This is a genomic window from Enterobacter sp. BNK-13 (assembly GCF_048685015.1).
Classification (GTDB): Bacteria; Pseudomonadota; Gammaproteobacteria; order Enterobacterales; family Enterobacteriaceae; genus Enterobacter; species Enterobacter quasiroggenkampii.
The window spans coordinates 4,498,868-4,513,383 of the sequence record NZ_JBLQTP010000001.1 but is presented as its reverse complement, the minus strand read 5'-3'; the positions used below and the strand labels follow the sequence as shown (position 1 = coordinate 4,513,383).

Here is a 14,516-nt window from a genome sequence, read left to right as displayed (position 1 = left end):
TCTCCCCCTCGGGCGCTTTTTTATGCCGAAAATAACATCTAGATAACATATTGGATAAGAAAATTTGACATCCACCTGCCGTCCGCAATTGTATAGACAAGAAAAGACAAGAACACAAAAACAACATCACATCAGAGGGGAGCGTATGACCTATTCAGGTAAGGTGGATATTCAGCAGGTGATCGACGACAGTCGCTTTTCAGGGTTTCACTGGCTACTCATTGTGCTGGGCTTTCTGGTTCTGGCGATCGATGGCTTTGATACGGCGGCAATGGGCTACATCGCGCCCACGCTGTCGGCAGAATGGGGGATCCATAAACAGGATCTGGGGCCGGTGCTGAGCGCGGCGCTGCTGGGGCTGTCGTTGGGCGCGCTGATCGCCGGTCCGGTATCGGACCGGATGGGGCGCAAGCGCGTGCTGGTCTTTTCGTGTCTGTTCTTCGGCCTGGCAAGCCTGGGCACGGCCTGGGCGCAAAGCCTCAATACCCTGACGCTGTGGCGCTTTCTGACGGGCCTGGGGCTCGGCGCCGCCATGCCGAATGCCATTACGCTGATCTCCGAGTTTGCCCCCCAGCGCTGTCGCGCCATGGCGATCAATACCATGTACTGCGGCTTCCCTCTGGGTGCGGCGGGCGGCGGCGCGATCTCGTCCTGGCTGATTCCCCACCACGGCTGGCGAAGCGTGCTGCTGACCGGCGCAATTGCGCCGCTGATTTTAACGCTGCTGCTGGCACTGCTGTTGCCGGAGTCGGTGAAGTTTCTGGTGCAGCGCGGGAAAGACGTCATGCAGGTTCGCCGCATTGCCAGCCGGTTCGCCCGCGGTACGCTGGAGGGCGTCACGGGCTTTTTCCTGGCGGAGGAGAAAGTCGCGTCTAAAAAAGGGAGCGTGTCGCAGCTGTTTTCCATGCCCTGGCTGCCTGGCACCCTGATGCTGTGGGTGACCTACTTTATGGGGCTGGTCATCTACTACGTCCTGCTGAGCTGGATGCCGACGCTGATGCAGGGGATGGGTTATGCGCTGGCGGAGTCCGCCTGGCTCACCTCGCTGTTCACCTTCGGCGGCACGGCCGGCATTCTGCTCGCCGGCTGGATGATGGACCGCTGGGAAGCGCACAAGGTTGTCGCGGGCGGGTTTATCCTGACGATGGGGCTGATCCTGCTACTCGGCATGGAGCATAACCATATCGCCCTGTTTGGCGGGTTGATTTTCCTGATGGGGATCGCGATGAACGGCGCGCAGTCGGGCATGCAGACCCTGGCCGCCACCTTTTATCCCACCGAGTGCCGCGCGACGGGCATCGCCTGGATGCAGGGGATTGGCCGCTTTGGCGGCGTGGCGGGCACCATGACCAGCGCCCAGCTTCTTTCGATGCAATGGCAGGCAGACAGTATTTTAATGATCCTCAGCGTACCCGCTCTTGTGGCCGCAGCGGCAACCGTCTACAAAATGCTGTACAGCCGCTCGCAAGAACCCGGCGTCGCGTAGTTCCTCTCTTTTCTGCTATCCTGCCCCCGCAATTAAGGGGGCAGCATGCTTAACATCGTTTTATTCGAACCAGAAATTCCGCCGAATACCGGCAATATTATCCGCCTGTGCGCCAACACCGGTTTTCGTCTGCACATCATTGAGCCAATGGGCTTTACGTGGGACGACAAACGCCTGCGCCGCGCGGGGCTGGATTATCATGAATTTACCGCCGTTATTCGCCACCATGATTACGCCGCGTTTCTGGAAGCCGAGCAGCCGCAGCGCATGTTCGCCCTGACCACCAAAGGTACGCCAGCGCACAGCGCCGTAAGCTATCAGGAGGGTGACTATCTTATGTTTGGCCCGGAAACCCGCGGCCTGCCGGCCACGATTCTGGATGCCCTGCCCGCTGAGCAGAAAATCCGTATTCCGATGATGCCGGACAGCCGCAGCATGAACCTGTCGAATGCGGTATCGGTAGTGGTGTATGAAGCATGGCGCCAGCTTGGGTATCCGGGCGCCATTCTCAGACGTTAAATGCCGTCACCATACTCAAACGTATGGTGAATACCGTTGAAGTGCTGATCCATATCCATGGACGGCTTATCGCTGTCTGGCTTACCGACGATGCGCGCCGGTACGCCAGCGGCGGTGGTATGCGGTGGCACAGGCTGGAGCACCACGGAGCCTGCGCCGATTTTCGCGCCGCGTCCGACTTCGATATTGCCGAGGATTTTGGCACCCGCGCCTATCATCACCCCTTCGCGAATTTTCGGATGGCGATCGCCGCTGGTTTTCCCGGTACCGCCCAGGGTAACCGACTGCAGGATCGAGACGTCGTCTTCAATCACCGCCGTTTCCCCGACAACAATCCCGGTGGCGTGGTCGAGCATGATCCCACGGCCAATCTTCGCCGCCGGGTGAATATCAACCTGAAACGTCACGGAAACCTGGTTTTGCAGGAAGATGGCCAGCGCGCGGCGGCCTTCATTCCACAGCCAGTGCCCAATGCGGTACGCCTGCAGAGCGTGGAAGCCTTTCAGGTACAACAGCGGGGTAGAATATTTATCGACCGCCGGGTCACGCGTGCGCACGGCCTGGATATCACAGGCGGCAGACGCGATCATTTCCGGGTCAGCGGCGTAAGCCTCTTCCACCACCTCACGAATGGCAATCGCGGGCATGATCGAGGACGCCAGCTTGTTGGCGAGCATATAGCTGAGCGCGCTGCCGAGGTTTTCGTGCTTGAGTAGCGTTGCGTGGTAGAAACTGGCCAGCATAGGCTCACAGTCGGCCAGCGCCCGGGCTTCGGCTTTAATGTTATTCCAGACGATATCCAGTTCTTCACACGGCATTGCTAACTCCAGACGATAGTATAATGACCAGCCAGTTCTGCGCTGGCTGGGTCATTCAGGTGACAACGGTTCCGACTAGTTACTGCTGCGCTCGTCCTTGCGCGCACGACCTAATAAGGTCAATGCTGCCTCGCGCGCATTTTTTCCGCAATACAATACCTGATAAATTTCCTCGGTTATTGGCATTTCGACACCGAAACGGTGCGCCAACTCGCGGACTTCTTTGGTATTGCGGTAGCCTTCAACCACCTGGCCAATCTTCTCCTGCGCATCTTTCACATCGCTGCCCTGTCCGAGCATCATGCCAAAGCGGCGGTTACGAGACTGGTTGTCGGTACAGGTCAGCACCAGGTCGCCCAGGCCAGCCATCCCCATAAAGGTGGCCGGATCGGCACCCAGCGCTTCGCCCAGGCGGGACATTTCGGTCAGACCGCGGGTGATCAGCGCCGTACGAGCGTTAGCACCAAAACCAATGCCGTCGGACATCCCGGCGCCAATCGCAATCACATTCTTCACCGCCCCACCCAGCTGCACGCCGATAAAATCGGGGTTGCTGTAGACGCGGAAGCTCTTGCCGCAGTGCAGCAATTGCTGGAGATCGTCGGAGAAGGCCTGATCGGTTGAGGCCAGCGAAATCGCCGTCGGCAGGCCAGCGGCCAGCTCTTTGGCAAAGGTCGGGCCGGAGATGACCGCCAGCGGGATCGCATCACCCAGCGCTTCGCGGGCAACGTCCTGCAGCAGGCGTCCGGTTTCGGCTTCCAGTCCTTTTGTCGCCCAAACAATGCGCGCATCCGGGCGCATCAGCGGCTTAATCTGACGCAGCACGTCGCCAAAGACATGGCTCGGAACCACAATCAGAATGTTGCGGCTGGCCGCCAGCGCGGTCGCAAGGTCGCTTTCAAGGTGCAGGGAGTCAGGGAACGGAACGTCCGGGAGAAACGCGACGTTGCAACGATCGCGCTGCAGCGTGGCGATATGTTTTGGGTCGTGGCCCCACAGGACCACCTCGTGACCATTTCTTGCCAGAGTAATGGCAAGAGCGGTGCCGTATGAGCCGGCACCGATCACAGTCATTGACGCATTAACAGTGCTCATCAGGCATCCTGATGTTGTTCAGCACCTTCGCCAGCCTGCTGCTGCAGATAGTTCATGAACAGCGCATCAAAGTTAACTGGCGCAAGGTTCAGTTGCGGGAATGTACCGCGAGAAACCAGGCTGGTGATGCATTCACGCGCATACGGGAACAGAATGTTCGGGCAGTACGCACCCAGGCAATGCGCCATCTGGTTGCCTTCGATGCCGCCGATAGAGAAGATACCGCCCTGCTGTACTTCACACAGGAATGCAGTTTCTTCGCCCAGAGAGGCGGTAACGGTCACACGCAGCACGACTTCATACACGTCATCTGCCAGCTGGGTAGATGCGGTATCCAGATCAAGTTTAACCTCTGGCTGCCAATCTTTCTGGAAAACGTGTGGCGCATTTGGCGCTTCGAAAGAGACATCTTTGGTGTAGATACGCTGGATCTGGAAAGTCATCTCGGTGTTGTTTTGTTCTGACATGGAAATACCCTTTTTAATTGTCCTAAAGTCTCTTAGCTCAGCAGCGGATCGAGTCCACCACGGGCGTCGAGCGCATACAAGTCATCACAGCCGCCAATGTGCTGCGCATCAATAAAAATCTGTGGAACCGTCGTACGACCACTACGTTGGATCATCTCTTCGCGTTTAATCGCGTCACCGTCGATCGGCAGTTCCTGGAACGTGACGCCTTTACTGTTCAGCAGCGCTTTCGCACGATGGCAGAACGGGCACGTCGCTTTGGTATAGATCTCAATATGGGCCATGACTGAACTCCTTATTTACCGCGCACCAAAGGAAGATTTTCCCCGCTCCAGCCGGAAATACCTTCTTTCAGCACCGTTACGTTTTCGAAGCCTGCTTTATGAAGCGCGCTGGCAGATTCCTGTGCCTGCATGCCGGTCGCATCCACAACGATAATCGGCTGGGCTTTGTGTTTTTCAAGCTCACCGACGTTGTTCGCTTTGATTTCAGCTGGCAACAGGTTGATTGCGCCCGCAATGTGACCTTTGCGGAAATCGTCACGCTGACGCAGATCGACAACGACGGCATCTTCTTTGTTAATCAGACGCGTCGCTTCACCACGGGTGATAACCTTAATCTTAGACGTCAGGCTCTTAAATGTGGTGAACAGCACAGCAGCCAGCAGGCCAATCCACGCGATGCTCAGAACCGGATGGCGGCTAACGAATTGCATAATTTCTTGCATGGAGGGTAACTACTCCCGACTAAGTGATAAAAAAAACCAGGACAGGAGTATACCTGTGCGTTCTGGCAAATACAGCCAGCGACCCTAACCTAATCCATTTTCTGCGGCATGCCACCTAAAAAAATGCCTCAAAATGGTCTGGTCAGCACCTTGCCCCTGCGCTTTCTTTGATCTTCTGCGGCTATTTGATCGATTCAGCTGTAGTAAAATTACGCAAATTTTGACTCTTGAGCATGAGGTTGTCGCAATGTCGGTTTCTAAAAAACCTATGGTACTGGTGATTCTGGATGGCTATGGCTACCGTGAAGACAGCCAGGATAACGCTATTTTAAACGCCAAAACCCCGGTCATGGATGCCCTGTGGGCAAAACGTCCGCATACGCTGATTGACGCGTCTGGCCTGGAAGTGGGCCTGCCGGACCGCCAGATGGGCAACTCCGAAGTCGGTCACGTTAACCTGGGCGCCGGGCGTATTGTGTATCAGGACCTGACGCGTCTGGACGTTGAAATCAAAGAACGCACCTTCTTCTCCAACCCAACGCTGTCAGGCGCGGTTGATAAAGCCGTTGCTGCTGGCAAGGCCGTTCACATTATGGGCCTGCTCTCTGCCGGCGGCGTTCACAGCCACGAAGATCACATCATGGCGATGGTTGAGCTGGCCGCTGAACGCGGTGCGGAAAAAATCTATCTGCACGCCTTCCTGGACGGTCGCGACACGCCACCACGCAGTGCAGAAGGCTCCCTGAAAGCCTTTGAAGACAAATTCGCCGCGCTGGGCAAAGGCCGCGTGGCCTCCATCATTGGTCGTTACTACGCCATGGACCGCGACAACCGCTGGGATCGCGTTGAACAGGCCTATGACCTGCTGACCCTGGCAAAAGGGGAATTCCAGTTCGCGACCGCCGTTGAAGCGCTGGAAGCCGCCTACGCACGTGATGAAAACGACGAATTCGTGAAAGCATCCGTGATCCGTGCTGAAGGCCAGGCCGATGCCGCGATGGAAGACGGCGATGCGCTGATCTTCATGAACTTCCGCGCTGACCGCGCGCGCGAAATCACCCGTGCGTTCGTCAACAGCGACTTCGACGGTTTTGCCCGTAAGAAAGTGGTTAACATCAACTTCATCCAGTTGACCGAATACGCGGCAGACATCAAAGCCCCATGCGCGTACCCACCCGCCTCGCTGGCCAATACCTTCGGTGAGTGGATGGCGAAGAACGACAAAACGCAGCTGCGTATCTCCGAAACGGAAAAATACGCACACGTGACCTTCTTCTTTAACGGCGGCGTTGAAGAGCCGTTCAAGGGCGAAGAGCGCATTCTGATCAACTCCCCGAAAGTCGCCACTTACGATCTGCAGCCAGAGATGAGCTCTGCAGAATTGACTGAAAAACTGGTTGCGGCCATCGAGAGCGGTAAGTACGACACCATCATCTGTAACTACCCGAACGGCGACATGGTCGGTCATACCGGGGTGATGGAAGCGGCAGTGAAAGCGGTTGAAGCGCTGGACCACTGCGTTGAGCAGGTGGCGAAAGCGGTTGAGTCCGTTGGCGGCCAGCTGCTGATCACCGCGGATCACGGTAACGCTGAACAGATGCGCGACCCGGCGACCGGCCAGGCGCACACCGCCCACACCAACCTGCCGGTTCCGCTGATTTATGTGGGTGATAAATCAGTGAAAGCCGTAGAAGGCGGCAAGCTTTCTGACATCGCGCCAACCATGTTGTCGCTGATGGGGATGCCGATCCCTGAAGAGATGACTGGTAAGCCGCTGTTCATCGTGGAATAATCGCTCCCCATGAGGGGAAAGGCGATTTTTTCAATCACATGGGTCGTGAAGCCGCTTAGGTTATCAGTCAGACCTCTGTTTTACGCCAGCGCACTCAGCGCTGGCGTATTGCTGTGCGCCGCATCCGCCCACGCGGATGACCGCGACCAGCTGAAATCCATTCAGGCCGATATCGCCGCCAAAGAGCGTGCGGTACGCCAGCAGCAGCAGCAGCGCGCCGCCCTGCTCGCCCAGCTTAAGCAGCAGGAAGAGGCCATCTCCGCTGCCACGCGTAAACTCCGTGAAACGCAAAACACCCTCGCCCAGCTGAATAAGCAGATCGACGAGATGAACGCGTCGATTGCCAAACTCGAGCGCCAGCGCGATGCGCAGGAGCGCAATCTTGCGGCACAGCTTGATGCCGCATTCCGCCAGGGTGAACATACCGGACTCCAGTTGATCCTCAGCGGCGAAGAGAGCCAGCGCGGCCAGCGCCTGCAGGCCTACTTTGGCTATCTGAACCAGGCGCGTCAGGAGACGATCGCGCAGCTGAAGCAGACGCGCGAAGAGGTCTCCACGCAAAAAGCCGAGCTGGAAGAGAAGCAGAGCCAGCAGCAGACGCTGCTCTACGATCAGCAGGCGCAGCAGGCGAAGCTCGAGCAGGCGCGCAACGAGCGTAAGAAAACCCTGGCCGGTCTCGAGTCCTCGATTCAGGAAGGACAGAGCCAGCTGAGCGAAATGCGCGCCAACGAATCCAAACTGCGCAACAGCATCGCCCGTGCGGAAGCCGCGGCGAAAGCGCGCGCCGAAAAAGAGGCTCGCGAGGCGCAGGCCGTTCGCGACAAGCAGCAGGAAGCCTCCCGCAAAGGCACCACCTACAAGCCAAGCGAAAGTGAACGTTCCCTGATGTCGCGTACCGGCGGCCTGGGCTCACCTCGCGGCCAGGCTTTCTGGCCCGTTCGCGGTTCAATTCTGCATCGCTATGGCGAACAGCTGCAGGGTGAGCTACGTTGGAAAGGGATCGTTATCGGTGCGTCTGAAGGTAGCGAAGTGAAAGCGATTGCCGATGGTCGTGTGATTCTGGCCGACTGGTTGCAGGGTTACGGACTGGTGGTGGTAGTCGAACACGGTAAAGGTGATATGAGCCTTTACGGCTACAACCAGAGCGCGCTGGTCAGCGTCGGCACGCAGGTGCGCGCGGGCCAACCCATCGCCCTTGTGGGCAGCAGTGGCGGTCAGGGCCGCCCGTCACTCTATTTCGAAATTCGTCGTCAGGGTCAGGCGGTCAATCCACAGCCGTGGTTGGGAAGATAAGTTTTGCTTCAATTTCGTCGAATCGTTTTCTCCGTCGTCAGCGCGCTGGCGCTGGCTGCACCGGTATACGCAGGTAAGCTCGCTATCGTGATTGATGACTTTGGTTATCGTCCGCACTATGAAAATCAGGTGCTGGCGATGCCGTCAGCCATCTCCGTTGCCGTCCTGCCAAATGCCCCCCACGCGCGTGAGATGGCGACCAAAGCCCACAGCAGCGGGCATCAGGTTCTCATCCACCTGCCCATGGCCCCGCTCAGCAAGCAGCCGCTGGAAAAAGATACCCTGCGCCCGGATATGAGCAGCGAGGAGATCGAGCGCATCATCCGTGACGCCTACAACAAGGTGCCGTATGCCGTAGGGCTGAACAACCATATGGGCAGCGCGATGACCTCCAGCCTGTACGGGATGCTAAAAGTGATGCAGGCGCTGGAGCGTTACAATCTCTACTTCCTCGACAGCATGACCATCGGCAACAGCCAGGCGATGCGCGCCGCTCAGGGAACGGGCGTAAAGGTGATTAAGCGCAAGGTGTTCCTGGATGACACCCAGAACGAAGCCGATATTCGTATGCAGTTCAATCGCGCGGTACAGCTGGCCCGCCGCAATGGTTCGGCCATTGCCATCGGTCACCCGCACCCGTCGACCGTCCGCGTTCTGCAGCAAATGCTGCCGACCTTACCTTCCGATATCACGCTGGTGCGCCCGAGCGATCTGCTTAACGAGCCGCAAGTGGATACCTCTACGCCGAATTCTGCGCAGCCCGTGCCGACCGCACCGCGTAATCCGTTCCGCGGCGTAAAGCGCTGTGTACCGAAGCAGCCGCTTGAACCGGTCTACGCGACCCGCTTCTTCTCTGTCATCGGAGACAGCATCAGTAACAGTACGCTGGTGAAATACGTCCAGCAGCAGTGGCAGGGATGGGGTAAGAAAGCCTGACCGCCTGACGCTTATTTCGCAATCTGAGAGTCCGTCTGCTCATTCGCAACGGGCTCTTTTTTCTCCTGATGCTGATACCAGGATTTGAAATACTTCAAAAAGCTGTAGGCTGTGGCATACAGTCCTGTCACGACCCCAACCTTGCCCTGACGCCAGGCTCCGCTGAACAGATACCATTTGAAGAACGCCCCGATGGCGCTGATGATGCCGCGTCCGATCGAAGGGCGAGCCGGCTGGTACTTCACCAGCCGGGTGGTGTAGCTGTTGAGCTTGTTGAACACTTCATGAAGGTTATAAAACGTGTCGTGACGCACCCGCCCTGGCATTTTCATGGCGACAATCTTGCCTTCAACTTTGTCATCCACGGGTCGTTGGTTGAAGCGAGCCTGGGTACGATTGAACAGCCGCACCGGGAAATCAGGGGAGGAAACAGGGTAGATTGTACGCACCTCTTCACCCAGCACATGCCAGTACCGGGCGATACGCCAGGCGCGATCGGCGGAAGGTTCATCCCCGGCTTTCAGGGTCAGAATAAAGTCGACAGTCTCCGCGTCCAGAATCTCGTCGCTATCCATGCAAAGCACCCAGTCATTGCTCGCCAGATCGATCGCATGGTTCATCTGCACGCCATGCATAGCATAGGGGTGATGATGAAGGGAGAGCCCGTACTCGCGGCAAATAGAAAGAGTGGCATCCGTACTGCCGGAATCCAGAACGACAATTTCATCTGCCACCGTCAGCAGCGGAGGAATCACCTCGCGCAGCAAACGCGCAGAATTACAGGTCAATAAACAAACGGTAAGCTTGAACATAGGCGCTGTAAACTTAAACGGATAATCAACAAACTTTATAAGTGTGCGGGTAAAAAAGCGAAGGAAAAATCGAAATAATCTGATTGCGGATGTAAGAAACGTGAAGAGGTCGTAAAAAAAGCGCCCGAAGGCGCTTTCTCTGTTACTCCCAGCTCAGGATCACTTTCCCTGACTGGCCGGAACGCATCGCGTCAAAGCCCTGCTGGAACTCATCGATGGAGAAACGGTGAGTAATAATCGGGGACAGATCCAGGCCGGACTGAATCAACGCCGCCATCTTGTACCAGGTCTCAAACATCTCGCGGCCATAGATGCCCTTGATGAACAGCCCTTTGAAGATCACTTTATTCCAGTCGATAGACATATCCGACGGCGGAATGCCCAGCATCGCGATACGACCACCGTGGTTCATGGTGTCGAGCATGGTGCGGAACGCCGGCGGCGCGCCGGACATCTCCAGGCCCACGTCGAAGCCCTCGGTCATGCCCAGTTCTTCCATCACGTCGGTCAGGCTCTCTTTCGAGACATCCACCGCGCGGGTGACGCCCATTTTGCGCGCCAGCGACAGGCGGTATTCGTTCACGTCGGTGATCACAACGTTGCGTGCACCCACGTGCTTCGCCACGGCCGCCGCCATGATGCCGATTGGGCCCGCACCGGAGACCAGCACGTCCTCACCCACCAGATCGAAGGAGAGCGCCGTGTGTACCGCGTTGCCAAACGGGTCGAAGATGGAGGCCAGATCGTCAGAGATATTGTCCGGGATTTTGAAGGCGTTAAAGGCCGGGATCACCAGATATTCCGCGAAGCAGCCCGGACGGTTCACGCCCACGCCGATGGTATTACGGCACAGGTGCGTACGCCCGCCGCGGCAGTTACGGCAGTGGCCGCAGGTAATATGGCCTTCACCGGAAACGCGGTCGCCGATTTTGAAGCCTTTCACTTCCTGACCGATACCCACCACTTCACCGACATATTCGTGACCGACAACCATCGGTACAGGAATGGTTTTCTGCGACCACTGGTCCCAGTTATAGATGTGAACGTCAGTACCGCAGATAGCCGTTTTACGAATTTTGATCAGCAGATCGTTATGACCGACTTCCGGCTCCGGCACGTCGGTCATCCAAATCCCTTCTTCCGCTTTCAGTTTGGATAACGCTTTCATCACACGTCCTCAGGCAATGACGCCCAGCTGTTTACCGATGCGGGTAAAGGCTTCCACCGCACGTTCAATTTGTTCAGGCGTATGCGCCGCAGACATCTGGGTGCGGATACGCGCCTGACCTTTTGGCACCACCGGGAAGAAGAACCCGGTGACGTAAATCCCTTCTTTCTGCAGTTCGCGGGCAAATTGCTGCGCCACGACCGCATCGCCCAGCATCACCGGAATGATCGCATGGTCAGCACCGGCCAGGGTGAACCCTGCTGCGCTCATTTTTTCACGGAACAGACGGGCGTTAGACCACAGACGGTCGCGCAGCCCGGCACCGGACTCCACCATCTCCAGCACTTTGATAGAAGCGGCAACAATCGCCGGCGCCAGGGAGTTGGAGAACAGATACGGACGGGAGCGCTGACGCAGCCACTCAACCACCTCTTTGCGCGCAGCGGTATAGCCGCCGGATGCGCCGCCGAGCGCTTTGCCCAGCGTACCGGTGATGATGTCCACGCGGCCCATGACGTCGCAGTATTCGTGGGAGCCCCGGCCGTTTTCGCCGACAAAGCCCACCGCGTGAGAGTCATCAACCATCACCAGCGCGTCATATTTATCTGCCAGGTCACATACGCCCTTCAGGTTGGCGATCACGCCGTCCATGGAGAACACGCCGTCGGTGGCGATTAGCACATGGCGAGCGCCCGCTTCACGAGCCTCTTTCAGGCGCGCTTCCAGCTCAACCATGTCGTTGTTGGCGTAGCGGAAACGCTTCGCTTTGCACAGGCGCACGCCGTCGATGATGGAAGCATGGTTGAGGGCGTCGGAGATAATGGCATCTTCTGCGCCGAGCAGGGTCTCAAACAGGCCGCCGTTGGCATCAAAGCAGGAGGAGTACAGAATCGCATCTTCCATTCCGAGGAAGGTTGCCAGCTTTTGCTCAAGCTGCTTATGGCTGTCCTGGGTTCCGCAGATAAAGCGTACGGAGGCCATGCCGAAGCCGTGGGTATCCATGCCGTTTTTGGCAGCGGCAATCAGCTCAGGGTGATTCGCAAGACCTAAGTAGTTGTTCGCACAAAAGTTGATCACATGGCTGCCGTCGGCAACGGTGATGTCCGCCTGCTGGGCAGACGTGATAATACGCTCTTCCTTGAACAACCCTTCCGCACGTGCGGTCTCGAGGTCGCTGTTTAACTGTTTGTAAAAATCACCACGCATTGCAATTCTCCAGACTCGGCAAATTTCGGGACATATTACCCAAACCTATAGTTCATGACGAGATGACACGTCATCTCTTGTCGTTTTTGCAGCATAAATCACGTGTACCCTTGCGCTATGTCGGTGAATGGCTGAAGGGCAGCCATACTAATGATATGATAGAAACATTAGCGTCCGGGATTGTCCCCGGGCTCCACACTTCAAAGGTTACAGTTATGATCATCGTTACCGGCGGCGCAGGCTTTATCGGCAGCAATATTGTTAAGGCTCTCAATGACAAAGGCATCACCGACATCCTGGTGGTTGACAACCTGAAAGACGGCACCAAGTTCGTTAACCTGGTGGATCTGAACATCGCTGACTACATGGATAAAGAAGACTTCCTTATCCAGATTATGGCAGGTGAAGAGTTCGGCGAGATCGAAGCCATCTTCCACGAAGGTGCCTGCTCGTCCACTACCGAGTGGGACGGCAAGTACATGATGGACAATAACTATCAGTACTCCAAAGAGATCCTGCATTACTGTCTGGAGCGTGAAATTCCGTTCCTGTATGCCTCTTCTGCTGCCACCTACGGCGGGCGCACCTCGGACTTCATCGAGTCCCGCGAATATGAGCAGCCGCTGAACGTCTACGGTTACTCCAAGTTCCTGTTCGACGAATACGTACGTCAGGTACTGCCAGAAGCGAACTCGCAGATCGTCGGTTTCCGCTACTTCAACGTCTACGGACCGCGCGAAGGCCACAAAGGCAGCATGGCGAGCGTAGCGTTCCACCTGAACACCCAACTGAATAACGGTGAAAGTCCAAAACTTTTCGAAGGCAGCGACGGCTTTAAGCGTGACTTCGTCTACGTGGGTGACGTGGCCGCCGTAAACCTGTGGTTCTGGGAAAACGGCGTGTCCGGCATCTTCAACCTCGGTACCGGCCGCGCAGAGTCCTTCCAGGCGGTGGCTGACGCCACGCTGGCGTACCATAAAAAAGGCAGCATCGAGTACATTCCGTTCCCTGATAAGCTGAAAGGCCGTTACCAGGCGTTCACGCAGGCCGATCTGACTAACCTGCGCGCCGCAGGTTATGACAAGCCGTTCAAGACCGTTGCCGAAGGCGTAACGGAATATATGGCCTGGCTGAACCGCGACGCGTAAGTATGAGAATTCTGGTGATCGGCCCGTCATGGGTGGGCGACATGATGATGTCGCAAAGTCTCTATCGCACGCTCAAGGCGCGTTATCCCCAGGCGATAATCGACGTGATGGCACCCGCGTGGTGCCGTCCGCTGTTATCGCGTATGCCGGAAGTGAATGAAGCGATCCCGATGCCGCTCGGCCACGGGGCGCTGGAGATTGGCGAGCGCCGCAAGCTCGGCCATAGCCTGCGCGAAAAGCGGTACGATCGTGCGTATGTCCTGCCCAACTCCTTTAAATCCGCGCTGGTGCCCTTCTTTGCGGGCATCCCGCATCGCACCGGCTGGCGCGGCGAAATGCGCTACGGTCTGCTGAACGATGCGCGGGTGCTGGATAAAGCGGCCTGGCCATTAATGGTGGAGCGCTACGTGGCGCTGGCCTATGACAAAGGCGTGATGCGCAGTGCGAAAGACCTGCCGCAGCCGCTGCTCTGGCCCCAGCTTCAGGTTAACGACGGTGAAAAATCCCAGACCTGCAGCGCGTTTGGCCTTTCGTCTGAACGCCCGATGATTGGCTTCTGCCCTGGCGCCGAGTTCGGTCCGGCAAAACGCTGGCCGCACTACCACTATGCGGAGCTGGCGAAACAGCTGATCGACGAAGGCTACCAGATTGTCCTGTTCGGTTCGGCAAAAGACCACGAGGCGGGCAACGAAATTCTCGCCACACTCAGTAATGAACAGCAGGCCTGGTGCCGCAACCTGGCGGGAGAAACGCAGCTTGAACAGGCCGTTATTCTGATTGCCGCCTGTCACGCCGTGGTCACCAACGATTCAGGCCTGATGCACGTCGCCGCTGCACTCAACCGCCCGCTGGTAGCGCTGTATGGCCCAAGCAGCCCGGACTTCACGCCGCCGCTGTCACACAAGGCGCGCGTTATCCGTCTCATTACCGGCTATCACAAGGTGCGCAAAGGCGATGCGGCAGAAGGTTACCATCAGAGCCTGATCGACATTACGCCAGCGCGTGTTCTCGAAGAACTCAACGCACTGCTGTTGAGCGAAGAAGGATAA

15 protein-coding genes are annotated in these 14,516 nt (G+C 57.2%); 7 read left to right on the top strand and 8 right to left on the bottom strand.

Annotated features, from left to right (window positions below; genetic code table 11):
* Nucleotides 1–145: 145 nt before the first annotated feature.
* Nucleotides 146–1,486: an MFS transporter gene (locus ACMGGQ_RS21810; protein WP_063622811.1), complete on the top strand. Its 1,341-nt coding sequence runs from the start codon at nt 146–148 to the stop codon at nt 1,484–1,486.
* Nucleotides 1,487–1,531: 45 nt separating this feature from the next.
* Entirely contained in the window at nt 1,532–2,005 is a 474-nt protein-coding gene (trmL, locus tag ACMGGQ_RS21805; protein WP_045907900.1) for a tRNA (uridine(34)/cytosine(34)/5-carboxymethylaminomethyluridine(34)-2'-O)-methyltransferase TrmL, read from the top strand.
* Here the strand turns inward: trmL and cysE are convergent.
* The 5 genes from cysE to ACMGGQ_RS21780 form a co-directional block, all read right to left on the bottom strand.
* On the bottom strand, nt 2,002–2,823 hold the full coding sequence (gene cysE / locus ACMGGQ_RS21800; protein ID WP_008502718.1) for a serine O-acetyltransferase: 822 nt from the start codon (nt 2,821–2,823) through the stop codon (nt 2,002–2,004). The genes trmL and cysE overlap by 4 nt on opposite strands.
* Before the next feature lie 75 nt (nt 2,824–2,898).
* Complete coding sequence (gpsA, locus tag ACMGGQ_RS21795; RefSeq protein WP_045907901.1) at nt 2,899–3,918, bottom strand: NAD(P)H-dependent glycerol-3-phosphate dehydrogenase; 1,020 nt, start codon at nt 3,916–3,918, stop codon at nt 2,899–2,901.
* On the bottom strand, nt 3,918–4,385 hold the full coding sequence (gene secB, locus ACMGGQ_RS21790; protein ID WP_003860835.1) for a protein-export chaperone SecB: 468 nt from the start codon (nt 4,383–4,385) through the stop codon (nt 3,918–3,920). Before secB ends, gpsA begins: the two co-directional genes overlap by 1 nt.
* 32 nt (nt 4,386–4,417) lie before the next feature.
* Entirely contained in the window at nt 4,418–4,669 is a 252-nt protein-coding gene (grxC, locus tag ACMGGQ_RS21785; RefSeq protein ID WP_008502715.1) for a glutaredoxin 3, read from the bottom strand.
* Between the two features lie 11 nt (nt 4,670–4,680).
* On the bottom strand, nt 4,681–5,112 hold the full coding sequence (locus ACMGGQ_RS21780; RefSeq protein ID WP_023309913.1) for a rhodanese-like domain-containing protein: 432 nt from the start codon (nt 5,110–5,112) through the stop codon (nt 4,681–4,683).
* A gap of 247 nt (nt 5,113–5,359) precedes the next feature.
* Here ACMGGQ_RS21780 and gpmM point away from each other — a divergent pair, with 247 nt between their 5' ends.
* Genes gpmM through ACMGGQ_RS21765 form a run of 3 tightly spaced genes read left to right on the top strand, consistent with a single transcriptional unit; the run spans nt 5,360 to nt 9,133 of the window.
* Complete coding sequence (gene gpmM, locus ACMGGQ_RS21775; protein WP_420290500.1) at nt 5,360–6,904, top strand: 2,3-bisphosphoglycerate-independent phosphoglycerate mutase; 1,545 nt, start codon at nt 5,360–5,362, stop codon at nt 6,902–6,904.
* A gap of 33 nt (nt 6,905–6,937) precedes the next feature.
* Entirely contained in the window at nt 6,938–8,197 is a 1,260-nt protein-coding gene (gene envC, locus ACMGGQ_RS21770; protein WP_025910576.1) for a murein hydrolase activator EnvC, read from the top strand.
* A 3-nt stretch (nt 8,198–8,200) separates the two neighbouring features.
* The gene (locus tag ACMGGQ_RS21765; RefSeq protein WP_045907903.1) at nt 8,201–9,133 is read left to right on the top strand and encodes a divergent polysaccharide deacetylase family protein; all 933 of its coding nucleotides are present in this window, start codon (nt 8,201–8,203) and stop codon (nt 9,131–9,133) included.
* An 11-nt stretch (nt 9,134–9,144) separates the two neighbouring features.
* Here the strand turns inward: ACMGGQ_RS21765 and ACMGGQ_RS21760 are convergent, their stop codons facing one another.
* From ACMGGQ_RS21760 to kbl, 3 genes are all read right to left on the bottom strand, one after another.
* On the bottom strand, nt 9,145–9,945 hold the full coding sequence (locus ACMGGQ_RS21760; RefSeq protein ID WP_045907904.1) for a glycosyltransferase family 2 protein: 801 nt from the start codon (nt 9,943–9,945) through the stop codon (nt 9,145–9,147).
* Nucleotides 9,946–10,087: 142 nt separating this feature from the next.
* Nucleotides 10,088–11,113 (bottom strand): L-threonine 3-dehydrogenase, encoded by a 1,026-nt coding sequence (tdh, locus tag ACMGGQ_RS21755; protein WP_024906616.1) that lies wholly within the window; start codon nt 11,111–11,113, stop codon nt 10,088–10,090.
* 9 nt (nt 11,114–11,122) lie between these two features.
* Entirely contained in the window at nt 11,123–12,319 is a 1,197-nt protein-coding gene (kbl, locus tag ACMGGQ_RS21750; protein ID WP_048028122.1) for a glycine C-acetyltransferase, read from the bottom strand.
* A 215-nt stretch (nt 12,320–12,534) separates the two neighbouring features.
* Between kbl and rfaD the strand changes: the two genes are divergently transcribed.
* On the top strand, nt 12,535–13,467 hold the full coding sequence (gene rfaD / locus ACMGGQ_RS21745; RefSeq protein WP_008502707.1) for an ADP-glyceromanno-heptose 6-epimerase: 933 nt from the start codon (nt 12,535–12,537) through the stop codon (nt 13,465–13,467).
* 2 nt (nt 13,468–13,469) lie between these two features.
* Nucleotides 13,470–14,516, top strand: coding sequence for an ADP-heptose--LPS heptosyltransferase RfaF (gene rfaF / locus ACMGGQ_RS21740; RefSeq protein WP_045907906.1), 1,047 nt, complete (start codon nt 13,470–13,472; stop codon nt 14,514–14,516).